We start from the raw sequence: 22533 nt of genomic DNA, 5'->3' as shown, positions 1-22533 counted from the left end.
ATGACCCGCTTGACGGCTAGCGCCGTCGGAGACCCTTGTAATGCCAGACCAAGATATACGCCTGCAATCCCTGAAAGTTTGGCTCGATGAGCAGTTGCCAAGGCTTTTTGCTGAACAGAATTGGGGTGCCGTACCCCCGGCCACGTTGACTGCGGCCAGTAGTGACGCCAGTTTTCGTCGTTACTTCCGCTGGGAAGGCGAAGGGCGAACTTTTATTGTCATGGACGCGCCGCCACCGCAGGAAAACTGCAAACCGTTCGTGGATATCGCTCATTTGCTGGAAAAATCGGGCATTAATGTCCCGAAAATTTATGCCGAAGACTTGAATCAAGGCTTCCTGCTGCTTAATGACCTCGGTCGCCAGACTTACCTTGACGTCATCAATGACGATAATGCCGATGCGCTGTTTGCAGACGCCATCGAGGCGCTGTTGGCTTTTCAGCAATTGCCGACGGACGAGCCATTGCCCAGCTACGACGTGGCGTTGCTGCGCCGTGAGCTGGAGTTGTTTCCAGAGTGGTACGTCAAGCGGCATCTGGGCGTTGACTTTGATGCTGAACAACTGCGCAACTGGCAGCAGGTCAGCGAGCTTCTGATCGAAAGCGCCCTGGCGCAACCCAAGGTGCTGGTGCACCGTGACTATATGCCTCGCAACCTGATGATCAGCGAGCCCAATCCGGGTGTGCTGGACTTTCAGGACGCGGTTTACGGGCCGGTGACCTACGACGTGACGTGCCTGTTCAAGGATGCGTTTCTGAGCTGGCCGCAGGAGCGCGTCACGGACTGGTTGAAGACGTATTGGCAGCAGGCGCGTGTGGCAGGCATCCCGGTTCACGACGACTTTGCAGCGTTCGAGCGCGCCAGTGATCTGATGGGTGTGCAGCGGCATTTGAAGGTCATCGGGATTTTTTCGCGTATCTGTCATCGTGACGGCAAGCCGCGCTACCTGAGCGATATCCCGCGTTTCTTATCCTATATAGAAGCGGTCATGTCGCGCCGTCCCGAGCTGGCCCAATTGGGACAGTTGCTGACGAGTCTGCCCCAGGCCGCTGCAGCGCCAGTATGAATGCGGTGTTTCTGATTATTTTGAAAAGGTGTCGATTGTGTTGAAGAGGTCTGCATGAAAGCGATGATTCTCGCCGCCGGAAAGGGCGAGCGGATGCGTCCGCTGACGCTGCACACGCCCAAGCCTCTGGTGCGCGCAGGTGATGTTCCGCTCATTGAGTACCACCTCAATGCACTGCGCGAAGCCGGGTTTCAGGAACTGGTCATCAACCATGCCTGGCTCGGCCAGCAGATCGAAGATTACGTGGGTGACGGCCAGCGTTTCGGCCTGAGCGTTCGCTATTCCCCGGAAGGCGAACCGCTGGAAACCGGTGGCGGGATCTTCCGTGCGCTGCCATTGCTGGGCGAGGAGCCTTTCGTGGTGGTCAACGGCGATATCTGGACCGATTACGACTTCTCGGTATTGCGTAAACCATTGTCAGGGTTGGCGCACCTGGTGCTGATCGACAACCCGGCACATCATCCGTCAGGCGATTTTTCGCTTGTCGAGGGTGAGGTGCGCGATGACGATTCTGCTGCGCAACGGCTGACCTACAGCGGGATTGCCATCCTCCATCCGCGTTTGTTTGCCGCGTGCGAGGCCGGTGCGTTCAAGCTGGCACCATTGCTGCGAGACGCTATGCGTCAAGGCCTGGTGACGGGTGAGCATTTCAAGGGTCGCTGGGTGGATGTAGGCACTCACGAGCGTCTGGCTGAAGTCGAGCAACTGCTGTCGGGGCCGCGCTGAATGATTTGGCCTGGCACGTTGATTGGCGCAGGGCTCGGGTACGCCATCGCGGATATTCCGGGGGCGCTGCTGGGTGCCTTGCTGGGGCAGGCGGTAGACCGACGATTCAAGCTGCACAGCTGGGCGCATCTGCGCGAGCGCCTGGGCGGACGGCCTGCTATCCACGATGATGATCTGTTGTTCGTGATGCTGGGGCGTCTGGCCAAGCGGGAAGGGCGAGTGGCGGCCAGCCACATTCATCAGGCACGCGCAGAGATGCGTCGTTTGAACATGAACAGTGACGATCAGCGCCGGGCAATCGGCGCTTTTACGCGTGGCAAGGACGGAGCGGAAGGACTGCGAGGTTACCTGAAACGGTTGCAGCGCCAGCCGGAGGTTGCCGAGCAGCTGCTACGCGCATGCTGGCGGATGGCATGGGCCGACGGTAAGGCTTCGCAGCTGGAACGCGAACTGATAGGTGTCTGGGGGTTATGGCTGGGTTGGTCAGCGCAGCAGGTGGAAGCGTTGGCTGCCGAGCACGACCCGATGAAGCGGCCGCCTATCGGCAGCGGCGATGAGTACAAAATGGCTTTGAGGCTGCTGGGCGTAGAAACCGATACTGACTCGGTGAGCATCAAGCGTGCTTACCGTCGCTTGCTCAGTCGCCATCATCCGGACAAGATCGCCGGCTCGGGCGCCAACCCGCTGCAGGTGCGGGCCGCGACCGAGAAAACCGGCGAGCTGCATAACGCCTATCGAGTGATCAAGGCGCGCCGGGGTTTTTAGCCAGGTTGCTACCCGCTACTGTGCTTCAACCCAGCCGCGGATCCGGCGGAACATCTGCTCCTGTTCAGTTTCTTCGTTGCCGACGATGTTGATCAGTGCGATTTGTGTGAAGCCAGGTCCTTTCGCACGTTTGCTGGCCTGCAAGCGTTCCAGGGCGGCCTGCTGAGCCTGATTTTTGTAGACGAAATCGGCGGTCTTGATTTTCAGACCGGGCACCAGGTCCAGCAGCGACTGTGTGGCACCGGCTGGCTCGCGAGCCGCGACCATGACCAGTTTCTGCACCAGCGGTGAGGGTCGCTCGCTGATGAACTTCGCTGCCCAGTAAGCGCCGCTGCTGTGTCCGAGCAGTACGATGGTGCGCGCCTTGTTCTGCTGCGCAAAACTGATGGCGCTTTCGATGCGTGCGAATACTTTCTCGGCCTGTGCCTTGTCGCGCTCCTCGTCGGCGGCCGCCTTGGCGGTATCGGCACTGGCCTGGGCTTCGGCGCTGACGTCCTTGGCTGCCTCGTCCTTCGGCTTTTCCGCTTTAGCATCTGCGGGTGCGGCGTCAGGCTCGCGTGGCAGCAAGGCGGGGTCTTGCGCATCCGGGAGGCTGATGCTCAACGTGGCCCAACCGGTATCAGGGAATTTGCGCCGTAACGGGCCGACAGCATCCGGCCAGTCTGGCGACTCACCCGCGCCAGGCAGGATGATCACCGCACCTTGTGGCTCTTCGGTGTTGGCGGGTTTCCAGAGGGCAAGGAAGTTTTCGTCGCCTGCCTGCAGTTGTTGCAGGTCCTGTTTGGGCAACTGTCGCTCCAGGGCTATTTCGTCTTCCTGAGAACGGCTGGGCAATGCCGCGCGTTCGACAGCCTGAGCGCCCGCGTCCTGGCCCGGGGCTGGATCGGCCGCCATCGCAGGCAGGGCGCAAGGTACTATCAGCGACAGAAACAATGCAGGAAACGTTGCGCGAAAGGTGTGGGACATCGGATATTCCAAGCCAGAATCTATACCGGCAGCCTAATGGGTTGATCGGCTTTTGTCAGGCCCGGGCCTGGGCGGCACACGACCGTCATACGCATACATGAGAACGACACGTTGATAACTCGTCTTCGGCGCACTGGTTTTATCGGCTGCCTGGCTTTGCTCTTGATGGCTCAGATGCTTCTCGCAGCGGCCGACGAGTCTGATCCGTCGACTCGGGCTCAATTGAACCCGACGCAGCGCGCCTGGCTGGCCCAGCATGGTCCCTTGCGGGTTGGGCTGGTGCTGCGTGCCCCGTATGCCCAGTTCGACCAGCGTCTTCAGCAGCTGTCTGGCGCCAACGTCGATTTCATGAATACGCTGGCGGCGACGTTTCCGGTAGAGCTGGTCTGGCGCAATTTTCCCGATCAGGCGGCGCTGGAAAATGCGCTGGCAGCAGGCGAAGTCGACGTCGCGCCAGGCCTGACGCAAACCCCGGCAGGCCTACGGCTGTGGCTGTTTTCGGACCCTTACCTGCGGATCTCGCAACTGCTGATTGGCGAGCGTGACGGCAGCGCAGCCGTTGACCTTGAACAACTCGACGGTCGGGTGCGGGTCGCGGTGCGCATGCCCGGTCCGACTGCGGATTACCTGCGCGGCAATTATCCGCATTTGAACCTGCAAGGCGTGCCGTTGGAGCGTCAGGCGCTGCAACTGTTGCTCAGCCAGCAGGCGCGTTACGCGGTTGTCGACGAGGCGCAACTCAGCCGCCTGCTTCGGGAGCCTGAGTTTGCCGGCCTGGCCGTGGTGGGAGACATCGGATTACCGCTGTTGCTGAGAGTGGCTTCGCGCCGTGATGCGCCCGAGCTGGCGGCGATTATCAGCGAGGGTTTACGCGCCATACCGGCACGAGAACTGGACCAGTTGCACACGCGCTGGATGCCGCTGACCCCTTCGCATTTCAGCGAGTCGCCCGGTTTGTGGCAAAACCTCTGCATTCTGCTGGCGGTGATGTTGCTCGCCTGTTTCTCGATTGTGGTCTGGCAGCGTCGGCAGCAACAGGCGCTTGAGTCCGAATTGCTGTCTGCACGAGAAGACATCGCCCGGCGCGTGCAGGGCGAAGAAGGGTTGCGGTTGGCGCAGTTTTCTATCGACCAGAGCACAGTGGGGATTCTATGGGTGAACTGGGACAGTCGCGTGCGCTATGCCAATCGGGCGGCTGAGTCGATGTTGGGGTATGCATCCGGCAAGGTGATCGAGCGCCCGCTGATTGACTTCGAGCCGGGCCTGCACATGGATCGCTGGCTCAACCTGTGGAAGAACGCGCGCTCCAGCGAGGACAGCCCACAGGTTTTCGAAACCAATTGCCTGCGAGCTGATGGCACGTTCCTGCCCACCGATGTCTCCCTGAGCTTTCTGCGATTTCGCGACGCGGAATACCTGGTGGTGTTTCTCAGCGACGTCAGTGAGCGGCGCCGCGCCCATGATCAGTTGCGTGAATTGTCGGCGCACCTGGAAAGCGTGCGGGAGGAAGAGAAGGCGCGTATCGCCCGAGAGGTGCATGACGAACTCGGTCAGATGTTGACGGTATTGAAGCTGGAAACGTCCATGTGTGAGTTGGCTTACGCCGAGCTTGACCCGGGTCTTGGCCAGCGTCTTGGCAGTATGAAACGCTTGATCGCGCAGTTGTTTCAATTGGTGCGGGACGTGGCCACGGCTTTGCGTCCGCCGATTCTCGATGCCGGTATCGCCTCGGCCATCGAATGGCAGGCTCGCCGTTTCGAGTCGAGAACGCAGATCCCCTGTCTGGTGCAGGTCCCGGATAACCTGCCCGCGCTCAGCGACGCCAGGGCGACCGGCATGTTTCGCATTCTTCAGGAGGCGTTGACCAACGTCATGCGTCACGCCCAGGCGCACACGGTCGAGATCAGCCTGACGCTGGATGAAAACGTGATGTGCATGACTGTCGCCGATGACGGACAGGGCTTTGTCATCGAGTCTGAACGGCCTGTGTCGTTCGGTGTGGTCGGCATGCGTGAGCGGGTATTGATGCTGGGTGGCCGATTGGAGCTGGACAGCGAGGTCGGTGAAGGCACAACCTTGCGTGCCTATATTCCGCTGGACCCCGCTGGACAGGAGCGAGAAGAGTGATTCGTGTACTGGTCGCCGAAGACCACACCATTGTGCGTGAAGGTATCAAGCAATTGATCGGCCTCGCCAAGGACCTGCAGGTAGTGGGTGAGGCGAGCAATGGCGAACAGCTGCTCGAAACCTTGCGACATGTGGCCTGCGAGGTGGTACTGCTGGATATTTCCATGCCAGGCGTCAATGGGCTTGAGGCGATTCCGCGCATTCGCGCCCTGAACAATCCGCCCGCGATTCTGGTGTTGTCGATGCACGACGAGGCACAGATGGCGGCTCGCGCGTTGAAGGTTGGCGCTGCCGGGTATGCCACCAAAGACAGCGATCCGGCCCTGTTGCTCACCGCGATACGACGGGTCGCCGCTGGTGGCCGCTACATTGATCCGGACCTGGCGGATCGCATGGTCTTCGAAGTGGGGCTGACGGATAACCGACCGCTGCATTCGTTGCTGTCGGAGCGCGAATTCTCGGTGTTCGAGCGCCTGGCCCAGGGTGCCAATGTCAATGATATCGCCCAGCAACTCGCCTTGAGCAGCAAGACCATCAGCACTCACAAAGCGCGCCTGATGCAAAAGATGAAGCTCAACTCGTTGGCCGACCTCGTCAAATATGCAATGGAACACAAACTGCTCTGAGTCTGAAAACGACATCTGTCGTCGGCGCGTGCCGAGCAGTTTTACTGTCGTTTTTGTCGCTTGGCCCCGTTGGCAGCGCGCCAGCTCGCGAAGGTGTCGTCACAAAAACAATCGACCTGCATCTGACATATCCAATCCCGCCATCCGTGTAGGGCAATCCTTACCCCTGGCCTTCCAGCCTGCCTAGCCCAATCTCTCCTGGCCCCCGATTTGCGGGCTGTTCAGGCTGTTCTAGTCTGAGCCCACGCAGACAAAACAAAGGTGTGGGTAATGAGCGACGTCGATACAAGCGCTGGAGCAAGTGATGTTCTGGTCAGCTTTCGTGGTGTGCAGAAGAGCTACGACGGCGAAGCACTGATCGTCAAAGACCTTAACCTGGACATTCGCAAAGGCGAGTTTCTCACCCTGCTCGGACCTTCCGGCTCCGGAAAGACCACCAGCCTGATGATGCTGGCCGGCTTCGAAACCCCTACTGCGGGTGAAATCCTGCTTGGCGGACGCGCCATCAACAATGTGCCGCCGCACAAGCGCGACATCGGCATGGTGTTTCAGAACTACGCGCTGTTCCCGCACATGACCGTTGCCGAAAACCTTGCATTCCCGTTGTCGGTACGTGGCATGAGCAAGACCGATGTCGGCGAAAAAGTGAAGCGTGCGCTGGGCATGGTTCAGCTCGATACCTTCGCACATCGCTACCCGGCACAGCTGTCCGGTGGTCAGCAACAGCGGGTTGCGCTGGCTCGCGCGCTGGTCTTCGAACCGCAACTGGTGTTGATGGACGAGCCGCTCGGCGCGCTCGACAAGCAGTTGCGTGAGCACATGCAGATGGAAATCAAACACCTGCATCAGCGCCTCGGTGTGACCGTGGTTTACGTCACCCACGATCAGGGTGAAGCCCTGACCATGTCTGACCGGGTTGCAGTGTTTCACCAAGGCGAGATTCAGCAGATTGCACCGCCTCGCAGCCTGTATGAAGAACCGAAGAACACCTTCGTCGCCAACTTCATTGGTGAGAACAACCGCCTCAATGGACGCCTGCTCAGCCGCGACGGTGATCGCTGCGTTGTCGAACTTGAACGTGGCGAGAAAGTGCAGGCACTGGCCATCAATGTCGGTCAGCCTGGCGGGCCGGTGACGCTGTCCATTCGCCCTGAGCGCATCAACCTCAATGGCCGCAGCGAAAGCTGTGTGAACCGTTTTTCCGGCCGCGTCGCCGAGTTCATCTATCTGGGCGATCACGTTCGTGTGCGTCTGGAGGTGGCGGGTAAAACCGACTTCTTCGTCAAACAGCCCATCGCCGAGCTCGACCCTGCGCTGAGTGTTGGTGACGTTGTGCCAATCGGATGGCAAGTCGAGCACGTTCGCGCGCTCGACCCCTTGCAGCAAGAGCATTGATCTATCAATAAAAGCAATAACAGAGGCGAATCTATCGCCCATCCCAATCGCTTACCAACACTGCTCGTGGAGAAAAGAATAATGCTGAAATCTTTGAAGTTCACCGCCATCACGTTGGGCATGATGTGTGCTGCTCACGCTTCGGCGGCCACTGACCTGACGGTCATTTCCTTCGGCGGTGCCAACAAGGCCGCTCAAGAGAAAGCCTTCTACGCACCGTGGGAGAAAGCGGGCAATGGCAAGATCATCGCCGGTGAGTACAACGGTGAAATGGCCAAGATCAAGACCATGGTCGACACCAAGAGCGTGTCTTGGGACCTGGTAGAAGTCGAGTCGCCCGAGCTGGCGCGTGGCTGCGACGAGGACATGTTCGAAGAGCTTGACCCGGCCATGCTGGGCAAGGCTTCCGACTATGTTCCGGGCGCCATCACCACCTGCGGTGCCGGTTTCTTCGTCTGGTCCACCGTACTCGCCTACAACGCCGACAAGGTTGCCAGTGCTCCGAGCGGCTGGGCGGATTTCTGGGACACCAAGAAATTTCCGGGCAAGCGTGGCCTGCGCAAGGGCGCCAAGTACACCCTGGAATTCGCTCTGATGGCCGACGGCGTTGCGCCGAAGGACGTCTACAAAGTGCTGGCCAGCAAAGACGGTCAGGACCGTGCGTTCAAGAAACTCGACGAGCTCAAGCCAAACATTCAGTGGTGGGAAGCAGGTGCTCAGCCGCCTCAGTATCTCGCTTCCGGCGACGTCGTGATGAGTTCGGCTTACAACGGCCGCATCGCTGCCGTGCAGAAAGAAAGCAACCTGAAAGTGGTCTGGACCGGTGGTGTCTACGACTTTGACGCATGGGCTATTCCGAAAGGTTCGAAAAACGCTGATGCCGCGAAGAAGTTCATCGCCTACATGCTCAGCCCGGAGCAGCAAAAGACCTATTCGCAGAACATCGCTTACGGCCCTGCCAACATTGAGGCTGTGAAACTGCTGGACAAGGAAACGCTGCAGAACATGCCGACCACACCTGAGAACATCAAGGATCAGGTGCAAATGGATGTGGCGTTCTGGACCGATAACGGCGAATCACTCGAGCAGCGTTTCACTGCATGGGCCGCCAAGTAATCGCGTCACGTTGAGTCAGATCCGGGCGTTCCCTTCGCAGGGAACGCCCCCTTGTTGAAAGATTTTCGGAGTTCGCTATGGCCATCGCCGTGCCCCTGACTGAAGGCGCCAGCCCCAACTTGAAGCAACGTCTTGCTCGCGCAGAGCGGGTCAACCGCTGGAAGGCTCAGGCACTGATCGCTCCGTTGGTCATCTTCCTGTTGTTGGTATTTCTGGTACCCATTGCCGCGCTGCTCTACAAAAGTGTCGGCAACCCCGAAGTCGTCGCCGCATTGCCGAGCACTGTGATCGAAGTCCAGAAATGGGATGGTAAAGGGCTGCCGCCCGAGTCGGTCTACAAGGCACTCAGCCTGGACCTGGCTGAAACCCGCAAGAATTCGACGCTGGGCGATTTGTCCAAGCGACTGAACATGGAATTGGCCGGTTATCGCAGCCTGTTGAGCAAAACGGCTCGCGCGCTACCATTCAAGACCGAACCGGCCTCTTATAAAGAAGCGCTCGAAGCGCTGGATGAGCGTTGGGGCGATCCCGCCTATTGGCAGGCTGTACGTCGCAATACCAGCAGTGTCACACCGTATTACCTGTTGGCCGCTGTCGACCATCGTATCGATGACCTTGGCGAAGTGGCTGCGGCAACCCCCGACCAGGCGATTTATCTGGATATCTTTGCCCGTACTTTCTGGATGGGTCTGGTCATAACCGTGATCTGTCTGGTGCTTGCGTATCCGTTGGCTTATCTGCTTGCCAACCTGCCATCACGTCAAAGTAACCTGCTGATGATTCTGGTGCTGCTGCCGTTCTGGACCTCGATTCTGGTACGTGTCGCGGCCTGGATCGTTCTGCTGCAATCAAGCGGGCTGATCAACAGTGCGCTGCTGGCGATGGGCATCATCGACAAGCCGTTGGAACTGGTCTTCAACCGGGTCGGGGTGTACATCTCGATGGTGCACATCATGCTGCCGTTCATGATTCTGCCGATCTACAGCGTGATGAAGAACATCTCGCCGACCTACATGCGCGCTGCCATTTCGCTGGGCTGTCATCCGTTCGCCAGCTTCTGGCGTGTGTACTTCCCGCAGACGTATGCCGGGATTGGCGCCGGGTGCCTGCTGGTGTTCATTCTGTCGATTGGCTACTACATCACGCCGGCCTTGCTCGGCAGCCCGAACGACCAGATGGTCAGCTACTTCGTCGCCTTCTACACCAACACCAGTATCAACTGGGGCATGGCCACGGCGCTGGGCGGTCTGCTGCTGTTGGCGACCATCGTGTTGTACCTGATCTATAGCTGGCTGGTCGGCGCCAGCCGCCTGCGCCTGAGCTGAGGAGCGTCACCATGTTGAGTCCTTACACATCGCCAATCGAGCGCATCTGGTACTACGCCCTGCGCGTCATCTGTGCGCTGGTGCTGCTGTTTCTGGTGCTGCCGGTGCTGGTTATCGTCCCGCTGTCATTCAACTCGGGCAGTTTTCTGGTCTATCCGCTGCAAGGCTTCTCGTTGCAGTGGTATCAGGACTTCTTCAATTCTGCCGAATGGATGCGTGCCCTCAAGAACAGCATGATCGTTGCGCCTGCCGCGACAATGCTGGCTATGGTCTTCGGCACGCTGGCGGCCATCGGCCTGACGCGGGGTAACTTTCGCGGCAAGGCGCTGGTCATGGCGCTGGTGATTTCGCCGATGGTGGTACCGGTGGTGATTGTCGGTGTCGCCAGCTATCTATTCTTCGCGCCGCTTGGGCTTGGCAACAGCTACACTTCATTGATTCTGGTGCATGCGGTGCTGGGTGTGCCGTTCGTGATCATCACGGTGTCCGCAACCTTGCAGGGTTTCAATCACAATCTGGTGCGTGCGGCGGCCAGTCTGGGCGCTTCGCCGCTGACGGCGTTCCGCCGTGTGACCTTGCCACTGATTGCACCCGGCGTTATTTCCGGCGCACTGTTCGCGTTTGCGACCTCGTTCGACGAAGTCGTGGTGACGCTGTTTCTCGCCGGGCCGGAGCAGGCCACCTTGCCTCGCCAGATGTTCAGCGGCATTCGTGAGAACCTCAGCCCGACCATTGCCGCAGCCGCTACGCTGTTGATCGGCTTCTCGGTTCTGCTGCTACTGGTGCTGGAATGGCTGCGCGGGCGCAGTGAGAAGCTGAGGACGCAGGTAGCCTGATCGACGCCGTTGCGTTGTGTCAGTGGGCGGCCAGCACTGACACATCGCTGTAAACTGTCTGACAAAAACATCAAAAGTGCACCTGCGACATATTAAGAAACGTTGGAGTACAATGCGCGCCACCGTGATTCTGCTCAAACAGGTGCGTCATGCAGCCCTTCGTTATTGCCCCATCGATTCTTTCCGCTGACTTCGCCCGTCTGGGCGAGGAAGTCGACAACGTGCTGGCCTCTGGTGCCGACTTCGTTCACTTCGACGTGATGGACAATCACTACGTCCCGAATCTGACCATTGGTCCGATGGTGTGCAGCGCACTGCGCAAGTACGGCGTGACCGCACCAATCGACGTGCACCTGATGGTCAGCCCGGTTGATCGCATCATTGGTGACTTCATCGAAGCCGGTGCCACGTACATCACCTTCCACCCTGAAGCGACCCAGCACATCGATCGCTCGCTGCAGTTGATCCGTGAAGGCGGCTGCAAGGCGGGTCTGGTGTTCAACCCGGCCACGCCGCTGAACCTGCTGGAGTACGTGATGGACAAGGTCGACATGATCCTGCTCATGAGCGTGAACCCAGGCTTTGGCGGTCAGAAGTTCATCCCCGGCACGCTGAACAAATTGCGCGAAGCGCGGGCGTTGATCGATGCATCAGGGCGCGATATCCGTCTGGAAATCGACGGTGGCGTAAACGTGAACAACATTCGCGAAATCGCAGCGGCTGGCGCCGACACGTTCGTGGCCGGTTCGGCCATCTTCAATGCACCTGACTATCGTGAAGTCATCGAAAAAATGCGCACCGAACTGGCGTCAGCCCGCGCATGAGTGGCTTCGAGCAGCTGTTTGCTGGCCAGTTACCCAAGCTGATCATGTTCGATCTGGACGGGACCCTCGTGGACTCGGTGCCTGATCTGGCGGTCGCCGTGGACAAGATGCTGCTCGAACTCGGTCGTCCCGCAGCCGGTCTTGAGTCGGTGCGGGCATGGGTTGGCAATGGCGCGCCGGTGTTGGTACGTCGGGCACTGGCCAACGACATCGATCACAGCGGAGTAGACGATGCGCTGGCCGAGCAAGGCCTGGAACTGTTCATGGAAGCCTACGCGCAAAAGCATGAGTTCACGGTGGTGTACCCCGGCGTGCGCGAAACCTTGAAGTGGTTGCAGAAGATGGGCGTGCAAATGGCGCTCATCACCAACAAGCCGGAGCGCTTTGTCGCACCGCTGCTCGACGAGATGAAGCTGGGTCGGTTCTTTCGCTGGATTGTGGGTGGTGACACCATGCCGCAGAAAAAACCAGACCCCGCCGCGTTGTTTTTCGTGATGAAAATGGCCGGTGTGCCTGCTTCGCAGTCCCTGTTTGTCGGCGATTCGCGCAGCGACGTGCAGGCTGCGAAAGCCGCAGGCGTCGCATGTGTGGCATTAAGTTATGGCTATAACCATGGCCGGCCGATCGCCGAGGAATCGCCAGCGATGGTGATCGATGATTTGCGCAAGTTGATTCCCGGTTGCCTGGATCAGGACGCTGAGATACTGTTGCCCGACATCGAACGTCCCTCCTATAGAGATTCCATCGTGGTGGTCACTCGCAAACTCTGGATGAAAGTCATCAAGGCCCTTGCCCGCTGGCGTTGGCGCGCCTGACTTGATCCTGGCCGGCCTGCCGGTACGTTTGCCTATCTGACCCTGTTTTCCTCAAACCACGAGGTTGCTCATGAACCGTGAAGAATTCCTGCGTTTGGCCGCTGACGGCTACAACCGCATTCCGCTTGCCCGTGAAACCCTGGCTGACTTTGACACGCCGCTGTCGATCTATCTGAAACTGGCCGATCAGCCCAACTCGTATCTACTGGAGTCGGTGCAGGGCGGCGAGAAATGGGGCCGTTATTCAATGATCGGTTTGCCGTGCCGCACTGTGCTGCGTGTTCACGGCCATCGTATCAGCGTGACCCATGACGGCGTCGAGATCGAAAGCCATGAGGCTGAAGACCCTCTGGACTTCGTCGAAACCTTCAAGGCGCGCTACAACGTGCCTACGGTCGCCGGTTTGCCGCGATTCAACGGTGGGCTGGTCGGCTACTTCGGTTACGACTGCGTGCGTTACGTCGAGAAGCGTCTGGCCAACTGCCCGAATCCCGATCCACTGGGCGTCCCGGACATCCTGCTGATGGTGTCCGACGCTGTAGTAGTGTTCGACAACCTTGCGGGCAAGATGCACGCCATCGTGTTGGCCGATCCGGCACAACCGGACGCTTACGAAGAAGGGCGTGCGAGCCTTGAGGCGCTGATGGAAAAACTGCGTCAGCCGATCACGCCGCGTCGTGGTCTTGCGCTGGACAGGCCTCCCGCGCCAGATCCAGTCTTTCGCTCAAGCTTCACCCAGAGTGATTACGAAGCCGCTGTCGACACGGTCAAGCAGTACATTCTGGCGGGCGACGTGATGCAGGTTGTACCGTCGCAGCGCATGTCGATCGACTTCAAGGCTGCGCCTATTGATCTGTACCGGGCGTTGCGCTGCTTCAACCCTACGCCGTACATGTATTTCTTCAATTTCGGCGACTTCCACGTGGTGGGCAGTTCGCCGGAAGTGCTGGTGCGCGTCGAAGACAATCTGGTCACGGTGCGTCCGATTGCCGGTACGCGCCCGCGTGGCGCCACTGAAGAGGCTGATAGTGCGCTGGAAGACGATCTGCTGTCCGACGACAAGGAGATCGCCGAGCACCTGATGCTGATCGACCTGGGCCGCAACGACACCGGTCGGGTGTCTGAAATCGGTACGGTCAGGCTGACCGAGAAGATGGTCATCGAGCGTTATTCCAACGTGATGCACATTGTGTCCAACGTGACTGGGCAGTTGAAAAGCGGTCTGACAGCAATGGACGCTCTGCGCGCAATCCTGCCTGCAGGCACGTTGTCGGGTGCGCCGAAAATTCGTGCAATGGAAATCATCGACGAACTGGAACCGGTCAAACGCGGCGTCTACGGCGGCGCGGTGGGCTACATGGCGTGGAACGGCAACATGGACACTGCCATCGCGATCCGCACAGCGGTAATCAAGAATGGCGAACTGCATGTTCAGGCTGGCGGCGGCATCGTCGCAGACTCGGTCCCTGCGCTGGAATGGGAAGAAACCCTGAACAAACGTCGCGCAATGTTCCGCGCCGTAGCCCTGGCAGAACAGACCGCCGAGGACTGAACTGCAAAGCTTGCCTCACTGGATGCCTTCCATTCAGGCAGCTCTTGTGGGAGCCCTCTTGCTGAGGAAGAGGCCGATACATCCGTTTGGGATGTACCGGCTGTCAGGCGGCCTTCGCGAGCAATACCCCTGTCTGCTTTTAGAAATTCAAACTCAACGCCACGCTTGCGCCTTGCTGGGTCACGTCGTCGTTCTTGCGCCAGTTGTAGTTGGCGCGCAACGTCAGGTCCTCGGTCAATTTCTGGCTGACACCCAGGGTCGCCCGGTTCAGATCGCGTTGTGGGGTGTAGCCTTCAAGCGTGTAGTCGATGGAGGGCAGGCTGTTCAGTGACATGGTCACGTTTTGCTGATCGGTCTCGAATTCCCGCTCGTGCGCAAACTCGCCCCATACCTGAGTCGCTGGCGTCAGCTCGAACTTGCCCTGCAAACCCACACCTGCACGACGAGACTTTCGGGTTTGGTCGCTGAAGGTCAACGCTGTTGAGCGTGTGCCTTGCTCCGAGTAGCCGTCCACGTCGATGTGCGCATAATCCGCGCTGACAAATGGCGACAGATGCCAGCGGCTGTTGGCTCCAGCAATGTCAAAGCCGACCCGCGCACTGACGGCCCACAGCTCACCGTCGGTATCGCCTTTTTCCTGACCTTCGCTCACGCCCAGCGCAAACTTGCGCTCGGCGTTCTCGTAATCCAGCTTGCCGCCTGATGCTGCCAGATCACCCCACCAATGGTTGGCCTGATATTGCAGAAAAGCGGTCGCGATGTAGCTGTTCAGTTTGTAGTCCGAGTCCCTTGGGCCTGCGTCCAGGTTTTGTCGATAAGCTCCTGCGGCCACGCCCGCACGCCAGTGATCGGCGAAGCGGTAGCTGCCGCCGATGGTGAGGTTGTAGCCTCTGCCGTCAGCATCTGCTGAACTGTCCTGCGCATCGAAATCCAGCTTTTGTCCCCCGGCGGCAATGATGCTCTGCCATTGGCCAACACCTTGCCACTGGCCGAAGTCGCTGAGCCATTGGGCGCGCAGTTCGTCTTGATGCGTGCGCAGGGTCCCATTGGCCATTTCCGGCAGCAGGGTGATTTCCCACGGCGCTGATAGCAGAGAGTAAGCATAGTCGGCCAACAGGCGCTGCCCGGCTTCGGTGGGATGGACACGATCATTGAAGAACACTTTGCTCGGGTCTGGCGTGGCGCTGGAGATACCGTGCGTGGTGCTTTGGGTACAACTGTCACCACTGAAACAGGTTCTCACCAGGTTTTCATTGGGATCGAAGCCGAAGCGTGCCGGTTGGGTCAGAACTTCATTGATCAGCAACGGAACGTTAAGCGGTATGATCTGTGCATTGATCTGTTCCAGGCGATTGACCAATTGTTCATTGAAACGGGCGCTGAGAGCCGAGGTAAACAGTTGTAAAGGCGAGCCGCTCAAGGCGGGCGTCTGCCCGATGTCCGGCAGCAGCCAGACCATGATGTAGCGCGCACCAGCCTGTTGCAGGACCTGGGCGCTGTCCGCCAGCCGGTTGGCCGCAGCCTCGGCAGTACCGAAACTCAGTACACGCCCCTGTAGAAAGTCATTGCCCCCACCCGTCAGGTAATACAGTGCGTTGGGGTCTGCCTTCAGGCCATTGGCCGGGAGGTATCCCTGGCGGCTGCGTAGAAGCGTCTGTGAGCCATTGGTAATCGGCGTGATTGCATCTGACCGCGTGGTGATCGAATCCAGGATCTGGTCCGTTCGATAACCCCCGACTGCCCAGTTATTACCGTCCGCCAAGCCCAGTGCAGCATTGACCGGTGAGGTCGAGGCGGCAAGATCTGCTGCCGAGACGTTAAGCATCCTGCCGATCAGCGTCGACGAATTAACGTTGAAGACTTCGCCGCTGCCATTTTGATAGGTGGGGCCGACCCGATTGGTAAATCGCAGCGTTGCTCCTCTCGGGCCGCCCGCGTCAGGGAATTGCCCCGCGTCGGCCAGGCTGTCGCCGAACACCACCATGGTTGAATAGGGGGCTGCGGTGGCAGTGCTGCATGCCAGCGAGAGCAGGCAGGCCGCGAATGGCCAGCGCCGTAATGTTGTGATCATGAGAAAGATCCTTTCCTGTTTTTTATTGTGTTTAGGAAACGTAGCAAGCCTCTTCATTACCGCAAATACTGACGCAAGTTACTGCCCAGTGGTGCTCGATCACTGTTGGAAATCATGCCGCCCTGTCTGTGACGATGTCGTTAAGGTAGTTGGCCAGGTCATGAAGAAAGGGCCTGATTGCGCTCAAGGCCTGTCTGGCCTGCGTACGCGCGATCGCGTTCTGAACATCCTTCTCTGGCTTCTGAGCCCTTGCCTCAATCCCCCTCCGCATGAAGGTGCGGCCTTCCCGACAGCGTTTTCGCAGCTTGTCGTCCTGCATTTTGGTCGCTCTGCTCGATACAATCATATTGCACCGGCCGATTCGGTACGCTAATGTCCCGAAACGTACCGACGAGACCCCTTCCGTGACGATTGTCAGCAAACTCTTGATGCGCGTTATCAAGGCTCACGCCCGCTGGCGTTGGCGCGCCTGACTATTTCCTTGCCGGCCCTGCCGGATCCGCACCTGTATGCCTTCAATTCGTAATGTTCTCCCGTCACTGTCATGTCACTCGATATGGCTGAAGAGGCGGATGCTTGAGCGAAATGCGATTTCAAGGCGTGAACAACGTCAGTAAATTCAAAAGGTTAATAGCAAAATGCTGCTGATGATCGATAACTACGACTCCTTTACCTACAACGTCGTGCAGTACCTCGGTGAACTGGGGGCCGACGTCAAAGTCATCCGCAATGACGAACTGACCATCGCGCAAATCGAAGCCTTGAACCCCGAGCGCATCGTGGTTTCACCTGGCCCTTGCACACCCAATGAAGCCGGCGTCTCGCTTGAAGTGATCACTCACTTCGCGGGTAAACTGCCGATTCTGGGTGTCTGCCTGGGCCATCAGTCCATCGGCCAGGCGTTCGGTGGCGACGTGGTACGCGCGCGTCAGGTCATGCACGGCAAGACCAGCCCGGTTGTTCATGAAGACGGCGGCGTATTCGAAGGCCTGAATCATCCTCTGGTCGTCACCCGTTATCACTCGCTGGTGGTCAAGCGGGACACGTTGCCCGACTGCCTGGAAGTCACTGCCTGGACCGCGCTGGAAGACGGTTCGGTTGACGAGATCATGGGTCTGCGTCACAAGACACTGAACGTCGAGGGTGTGCAGTTCCACCCGGAGTCGATCCTGACCGAGCAGGGCCACGAGTTGTTCGCCAACTTCCTCAAACAGAGTGGCGGCCACCGTCAGGGCCAAGGATTTTTATGAGTACCCCCATGAACATAAAGAAAGCGCTGGATCGTGTGGTCAATCAGCTGGACCTGACTACCGACGAAATGCGCGACGTCATGCGTGAAATCATGACCGGGCAATGCACCGAGACTCAGATTGGCGCGTTCCTGATGGGCATGCGCATGAAAAGCGAAACCATCGACGAGATCGTCGGCGCCGTGTCCGTCATGCGCGAATTGGCCAGTCAGGTAGAGTTGAAGTCGCTGGACGGTGTTGTCGACATCGTCGGCACCGGTGGCGATGGTGCGAATATCTTCAACGTATCCACTGCTTCGGCCTTTGTGATCTCGGCGGCTGGCTGCACAGTGGCCAAGCATGGCAATCGCGCTGTGTCAGGCAAGAGCGGCAGTGCGGATTTGTTGGAGGCAGCAGGTGTTTATCTGAATCTGACGCCGGTCCAGGTCGCTCGCTGCATTGACAGTGTCGGCATTGGCTTCATGTTTGCTCAGTCGCATCACAGCGCCATGAAATACGCCGCAGGCCCTCGTCGGGATCTGGGCCTGCGCACGCTGTTCAACATGCTCGGCCCGCTGACCAATCCGGCAGGGGTGCGTCATCAGGTGGTGGGCGTGTTCAGCCAGGCGTTGTGCCGTCCGTTGGCCGAAGTTCTGTTGCGCCTGGGCAGCAAGCACGTTCTGGTGGTGCATTCCCAGGATGGGCTGGATGAATTCAGCCTGGCTGCCCCGACGTTTGTTGCCGAGTTGAAAAACGGCGAAGTCACGGAATATTGGGTACAACCGGAAGACCTGGGTATCAAGAGCCAGAGCCTGTACGGTCTGGCAGTCGAAAGCCCCGCGCTTTCGCTGGAGCTGATTCGCGATGCGCTGGGACGCCGTAAAACCGAGAACGGCCAGAAAGCGGCTGAAATGATCGTACTCAATGCGGGCGCTGCACTTTACGCTGCTGATCACGCCACCAGTCTGAAAGAGGGCGTGGCATTGGCGCATGACGCATTGCATACCGGGCTTGCTCGGGAAAAACTTGAAGAGCTGGGCGCCTTCACGGCGGTATTCAAACAGGAGAATGAAGCATGAGCGTGCCAACCGTACTCGAGAAGATCCTCGCCCGTAAGGCCGAGGAAGTGGCAGCTCGCCGAGCTATTGTCAGCCTGGACGAACTGGAGCGCCAAGTGGCTGCGGCCGACGCGCCTCGTGGTTTCGCTGATGCGCTGATTGCGCAGGCCAAGCGCAAATCGCCAGCGGTCATCGCCGAAATCAAAAAAGCCTCGCCAAGCAAGGGCGTGATCCGCGAAAACTTTCTGCCTGCCGAAATCGCCGAAAGCTATCAGGCCGGCGGTGCGACCTGTCTTTCGGTCCTCACCGATGTCGACTTCTTTCAAGGCTCCGACGCTTATCTGCAGCAAGCACGTGCGGCTTGCAAGCTGCCGGTGATTCGCAAGGACTTCATGATCGACCCTTACCAGATCGTCGAGGCCCGTGCCCTGGGTGCGGATTGCATCCTGCTGATCGTGTCGGCGCTGGATGATGTGAAGATGGCAGAGCTGGCTTCTGTTGCCAAAGGCGTAGGGCTGGACGTGCTGGTTGAGGTGCACGATGGCGATGAGCTTGAGCGCGCGCTGAAAACGCTGGATACCCGACTGGTCGGCGTCAACAATCGCAACCTGCATACCTTTGAAGTGAATCTCGAAACCACGCTGGATCTGCTGCCGCGTATCCCTAGAGATCGTCTGGTGATCACCGAAAGCGGTATTCTCAACCGTGCTGATGTCGAACTGATGGAAATCAACGACGTGTATTCCTTCCTGGTTGGTGAGGCGTTCATGCGCGCCGAGCATCCAGGGGCGGAACTGCAGCGTCTGTTTTTCCCGGAGCGCGGAACGGTCATCAGTGGATCAACACTGGACTGATTGGGGCAGGCAGAACCTGACTGAGGGGGCGAGCATGCAAGACGCGATCATCGATATCTGCATCGAGAAAGGTCTGCAAGCCGAGCAAGACTTGCTGGCTTCGGTGTGTGCGGGTGACGCGGATCATGGGCTGCTGTTCTGGCGGCCCAACGATCGCGCGCTGGTCATGCCACGTCGTCTGAGTCGTCTGCCGGGTTTCGTCGAAGCCAGCGAGACACTGTCGGACAATGGATGGCCTGTTCTGCTGCGCGAGACCGGTGGCGAGCCGGTGCCGCAATCAGGGGCCACGGTTAATATCGCGCTCGTCTATGCCCAGCCACGCCATGATCCAGATCGCGATCGCATCGAAATTGCTTACAACCGTTTGTGTCAGCCTGTTCTCGACATGCTGATCGAACTGGGTGGTGAAGCATCACTGGGCGAAGTGGAAGGGGCGTTTTGCGATGGCCGCTTCAACATCAACCTTGGCGGTCGCAAGATGGTCGGTACGGCCCAGCGCTGGCGTCAAAGTCAGGGTGGCACGCGCCCGGTTGTGCTGGTACATGGCGCGCTGTTGCTGGATAACGAGCGTCAGCAGATGGCCGCCGTGGTCAACCGCTTCAACGAGCTGTGTGAGCTGGATGCGCGTGTTCGCGCCGACAGCCACATTGCGTTGCATGAGGCTTTCCCGCATGCCGACGTTCTTGGTACGTTGACGCGGTCTTATCGCACCATGCTTGCCGAGTTGTAGGCGTCACCGCGTCCCGTACACCACCATGGTCTTGCCTTTGACGTCGATCAGGCTCTGCTCTTCAAGTGCCTTGAGCACGCGCCCGACCATTTCCCTTGAGCAGCCTACGATACGACCAATTTCCTGACGGGTAATCTTGATCTGCATACCGTCCGGATGGGTCATCGCATCCGGCTGTTTGCACAGGTCCAGTAGTGTTCGCGCCACACGCCCGGTGACATCCAGGAACGCCAGGTCGCCGACCTTGCGAGTGGTGTTGCGCAAGCGATCAGCCATCTGACCGCCGAGCGCATACAGAATCTCGGGTTCCTGCTGAGTCAGTTCTCTGAATTTGGTGTAAGGAATCTCGGCGATTTCACATTCGCTCTTGGCACGTACCCACGCGCTTCGCACGGACTCATGGCCCGGCTGCTCAAACAAACCCAGCTCGCCAAAGAAGTCGCCGGTGTTGAGGTACGCCACGATCATTTCGCGTCCTTCGTCATCCACGATCAGGACGGTGACCGAACCTTTCAGGATCAGGAACAACGAATCGGAGGGATCGCCCGCATTGATGATGTTGCTCTTGGCGACGCAGCGGCGACGTTGTGCATGGGAAAGGAGCTTGTCCAGATTTTTTGTTTTTGAGGCAAGTGTGATTGCGACCATGCGTGATATCCGAAAAAAGGCTCTTCGCCAAATGGCATACCCGTAGGTATCGGCCGTAACTGCGTTCTCGCCAGCTTTTCGACGAGCGGCAGCCTCCATTTCCGAATCTTCCTACACATTGGCCCTGAATAGCATTTTTAGTGACATTTCCTGATACATACAGGCCCTGTGCTAAGCTGGCGCCCCCCTTTTTTACAGTGGAGTCTTGGCGATGAAAGCACGCATCCAATGGGCTGGCGAAGCCATGTTCCTCGGTGAGTCCGGTAGTGGTCATGTAGTGGTAATGGATGGACCGCCTGAAAGTGGCGGGCGCAACCTGGGTGTTCGGCCCATGGAAATGGTGCTGATCGGTCTGGGCGGATGCAGCAACTTTGATGTCGTAAGCATCCTCAAGAAGTCTCGCCAGCCTGTCGAAAGCTGCGAAGCGTTTCTTGAAGCCGAGCGTGCCGATGAAGACCCAAAGGTGTTCACCAAGATCCACCTGCACTTTGTCGTCAAAGGTCGAGGCCTTAAAGAAGCGCAAGTGAAACGCGCCATCGAGCTGTCTGCAGAGAAGTACTGCTCGGCGTCGATCATGCTTGGTAATGCGGGTGTCGAGATCACTCATGATTATGAAATTATCGAGTTGAGCTGACGCATCGACATCCAACGATCATAAAAACGGCGCACACTCTGGCAGACGGCTTCGGACGTCTGCATAATGCGCCACTTTTTCAGGGCGCAGCGTGTATCGGTTTTCTGCTGCCGGCCCGAACAGACAACCAAAATCGCCAACGCGAAGAGGTGTTAACCGTCCTACGCAGCTGAGCCGACCTCATCTGACGGGCATGCTTGATCACGCGGCTGGCGCCGCACACATATAGAGAGTTTTTAACGGTGAAAAGCAAACTCAAGCTCCACGGGTTCAATAACCTGACAAAGACCTTGAGCTTCAACATTTATGACATCTGCTATGCGGAAACTCCGCAAGACCAGCAGGCGTACGTCGAATACATCAACAGTGTGTATGACGCAGAACGCCTGACGCGGATTCTGACTGATGTTGTCGATATCATTGGTGCCAACATCCTGAACATTGCACGTCAGGATTACGATCCTCAGGGCGCCAGTGTGACTATTCTGATTTCCGAGCAGCCGGTAACACCTACCGAAAGCCAGATCGAAGAGTCGCCAGGTCCACTGCCGGAAACCATTCTGGCGCACTTGGACAAAAGCCACATCACGGTCCATACCTATCCGGAAATCCACCCGGTGGACGGTATTGCGACATTCCGCGTGGACATAGACGTGTCGACCTGTGGTGTTATTTCGCCGCTTAAAGCGCTGAACTACCTGATTCACAAGTTCGAGTCCGACATCGTGACTGTCGATTACCGCGTGCGCGGTTTCACCCGTGACGTGGAAGGCAAGAAGCACTTCATCGACCACGAGATCAACTCGATCCAGAACTACCTGTCCGAAGACACCCGCAACGGTTACCAGATGACCGACGTGAACGTGTACCAGGAAAACCTGTTTCACACCAAGATGCTGCTCAAGGAGTTCGAACTGGATAACTACCTGTTTGGCGATGCGACCAGCAACCTGTCGGTTGAACAGCGTGAGCAAGTGACCGCCAAGGTCAAACACGAAATGCTGGAGATCTTCTACGGTCGTAACGTAGCGGTCTGAGCCAGCGCTGCGCCAGATGGCCAGCGGGTTTCGTTGTCTAGTCCTGAAATAGGTTTACACCTATTTCAGTCTCAAAGCGCCCGATGCACCGCATCGGGCGTTTTGTATTTCAAGGACAGATGCGGCCGCTCCC

Annotated in this window: 21 protein-coding genes; 18 read left to right on the top strand and 3 right to left on the bottom strand. The window is 58.4% G+C overall.

Annotated features, from left to right (window positions below; translation table 11 throughout):
• Positions 1-40: 40 nt before the first annotated feature.
• The 3 genes from KDX37_RS16770 to KDX37_RS16760 are packed head-to-tail and all read left to right on the top strand — an operon-like array spanning position 41 to position 2557.
• Positions 41-1066: an aminoglycoside phosphotransferase family protein gene (locus tag KDX37_RS16770; protein ID WP_231653827.1), complete on the top strand. Its 1026-nt coding sequence runs from the start codon at positions 41-43 to the stop codon at positions 1064-1066.
• A gap of 54 nt (positions 1067-1120) precedes the next feature.
• The gene (gene murU / locus KDX37_RS16765; RefSeq protein ID WP_231653826.1) at positions 1121-1792 is read left to right on the top strand and encodes an N-acetylmuramate alpha-1-phosphate uridylyltransferase MurU; all 672 of its coding nucleotides are present in this window, start codon (positions 1121-1123) and stop codon (positions 1790-1792) included.
• Positions 1793-2557: a TerB family tellurite resistance protein gene (locus KDX37_RS16760; RefSeq protein ID WP_231653825.1), complete on the top strand. Its 765-nt coding sequence runs from the start codon at positions 1793-1795 to the stop codon at positions 2555-2557.
• A gap of 15 nt (positions 2558-2572) precedes the next feature.
• Here KDX37_RS16760 and KDX37_RS16755 read toward each other — a convergent pair whose 3' ends face one another.
• Positions 2573-3523 (bottom strand): alpha/beta hydrolase family protein, encoded by a 951-nt coding sequence (locus KDX37_RS16755; protein ID WP_231653817.1) that lies wholly within the window; start codon positions 3521-3523, stop codon positions 2573-2575.
• Positions 3524-3637: 114 nt separating this feature from the next.
• Here KDX37_RS16755 and KDX37_RS16750 point away from each other — a divergent pair, with 114 nt between their 5' ends.
• From KDX37_RS16750 to trpE, 9 genes are all read left to right on the top strand, one after another.
• On the top strand, positions 3638-5650 hold the full coding sequence (locus KDX37_RS16750) for a sensor histidine kinase (protein WP_231653925.1): 2013 nt from the start codon (positions 3638-3640) through the stop codon (positions 5648-5650).
• Positions 5647-6276: a response regulator gene (locus KDX37_RS16745; protein WP_231653816.1), complete on the top strand. Its 630-nt coding sequence runs from the start codon at positions 5647-5649 to the stop codon at positions 6274-6276. The genes KDX37_RS16750 and KDX37_RS16745 overlap by 4 nt, the downstream gene beginning before the upstream one ends.
• A gap of 270 nt (positions 6277-6546) precedes the next feature.
• Complete coding sequence (locus tag KDX37_RS16740; protein ID WP_231653815.1) at positions 6547-7671, top strand: ABC transporter ATP-binding protein; 1125 nt, start codon at positions 6547-6549, stop codon at positions 7669-7671.
• Between the two features lie 66 nt (positions 7672-7737).
• Positions 7738-8787 carry a polyamine ABC transporter substrate-binding protein gene (locus KDX37_RS16735; protein WP_406642611.1) on the top strand — a complete coding sequence of 350 codons (1050 nt, stop codon included), beginning with the start codon at positions 7738-7740 and terminating at the stop codon, positions 8785-8787.
• 77 nt (positions 8788-8864) lie between these two features.
• Positions 8865-10112, top strand: coding sequence for an ABC transporter permease (locus KDX37_RS16730; RefSeq protein WP_231653813.1), 1248 nt, complete (start codon positions 8865-8867; stop codon positions 10110-10112).
• Between the two features lie 11 nt (positions 10113-10123).
• Positions 10124-10948: an ABC transporter permease gene (locus KDX37_RS16725; protein ID WP_231653811.1), complete on the top strand. Its 825-nt coding sequence runs from the start codon at positions 10124-10126 to the stop codon at positions 10946-10948.
• A 149-nt stretch (positions 10949-11097) separates the two neighbouring features.
• Positions 11098-11772, top strand: coding sequence for a ribulose-phosphate 3-epimerase (gene rpe, locus KDX37_RS16720; RefSeq protein WP_054084247.1), 675 nt, complete (start codon positions 11098-11100; stop codon positions 11770-11772).
• Entirely contained in the window at positions 11769-12587 is an 819-nt protein-coding gene (locus KDX37_RS16715; protein ID WP_231653810.1) for a phosphoglycolate phosphatase, read from the top strand. Before rpe ends, KDX37_RS16715 begins: the two co-directional genes overlap by 4 nt.
• Positions 12588-12657: 70 nt before the next feature.
• Positions 12658-14139 carry an anthranilate synthase component I gene (gene trpE, locus KDX37_RS16710; RefSeq protein ID WP_231653808.1) on the top strand — a complete coding sequence of 494 codons (1482 nt, stop codon included), beginning with the start codon at positions 12658-12660 and terminating at the stop codon, positions 14137-14139.
• A 139-nt stretch (positions 14140-14278) separates the two neighbouring features.
• Here the strand turns inward: trpE and estP are convergent, their stop codons facing one another.
• Positions 14279-16210, bottom strand: coding sequence for an esterase EstP (gene estP / locus KDX37_RS16705; protein ID WP_231653806.1), 1932 nt, complete (start codon positions 16208-16210; stop codon positions 14279-14281).
• Positions 16211-16848: 638 nt separating this feature from the next.
• Here estP and KDX37_RS16700 point away from each other — a divergent pair.
• The 4 genes from KDX37_RS16700 to KDX37_RS16685 are packed head-to-tail and all read left to right on the top strand — an operon-like array spanning position 16849 to position 20081.
• On the top strand, positions 16849-17460 hold the full coding sequence (locus tag KDX37_RS16700; protein WP_231653802.1) for an aminodeoxychorismate/anthranilate synthase component II: 612 nt from the start codon (positions 16849-16851) through the stop codon (positions 17458-17460).
• An 8-nt stretch (positions 17461-17468) separates the two neighbouring features.
• Positions 17469-18518 (top strand): anthranilate phosphoribosyltransferase, encoded by a 1050-nt coding sequence (gene trpD / locus KDX37_RS16695; RefSeq protein ID WP_231653799.1) that lies wholly within the window; start codon positions 17469-17471, stop codon positions 18516-18518.
• Entirely contained in the window at positions 18515-19351 is an 837-nt protein-coding gene (gene trpC, locus KDX37_RS16690; protein ID WP_231653797.1) for an indole-3-glycerol phosphate synthase TrpC, read from the top strand. The genes trpD and trpC overlap by 4 nt, the downstream gene beginning before the upstream one ends.
• A gap of 34 nt (positions 19352-19385) precedes the next feature.
• Complete coding sequence (locus tag KDX37_RS16685) at positions 19386-20081, top strand: lipoate--protein ligase family protein (RefSeq protein WP_231653796.1); 696 nt, start codon at positions 19386-19388, stop codon at positions 20079-20081.
• Between the two features lie 3 nt (positions 20082-20084).
• On the opposite strand, the gene crp is transcribed toward KDX37_RS16685, so the two are convergent.
• Positions 20085-20729, bottom strand: coding sequence for a cAMP-activated global transcriptional regulator CRP (gene crp / locus KDX37_RS16680; RefSeq protein ID WP_231653794.1), 645 nt, complete (start codon positions 20727-20729; stop codon positions 20085-20087).
• Between the two features lie 211 nt (positions 20730-20940).
• Here crp and KDX37_RS16675 point away from each other — a divergent pair, with 211 nt between their 5' ends.
• Both KDX37_RS16675 and speD read left to right on the top strand, forming a co-directional pair.
• Entirely contained in the window at positions 20941-21363 is a 423-nt protein-coding gene (locus KDX37_RS16675) for an OsmC family protein (protein WP_231653791.1), read from the top strand.
• A 242-nt stretch (positions 21364-21605) separates the two neighbouring features.
• Positions 21606-22400, top strand: a complete 795-nt coding sequence (speD, locus tag KDX37_RS16670; protein WP_122208050.1) for an adenosylmethionine decarboxylase — start codon at positions 21606-21608, stop codon at positions 22398-22400.
• Positions 22401-22533 lie beyond the last annotated feature (133 nt).

This window comes from Pseudomonas californiensis (assembly GCF_021147775.1).
GTDB lineage: Bacteria > Pseudomonadota > Gammaproteobacteria > Pseudomonadales > Pseudomonadaceae > Aquipseudomonas > Aquipseudomonas californiensis.
The sequence above is the reverse complement of the archived record's forward strand: the minus strand, read 5'-3'. Positions and strand labels throughout refer to the sequence as shown.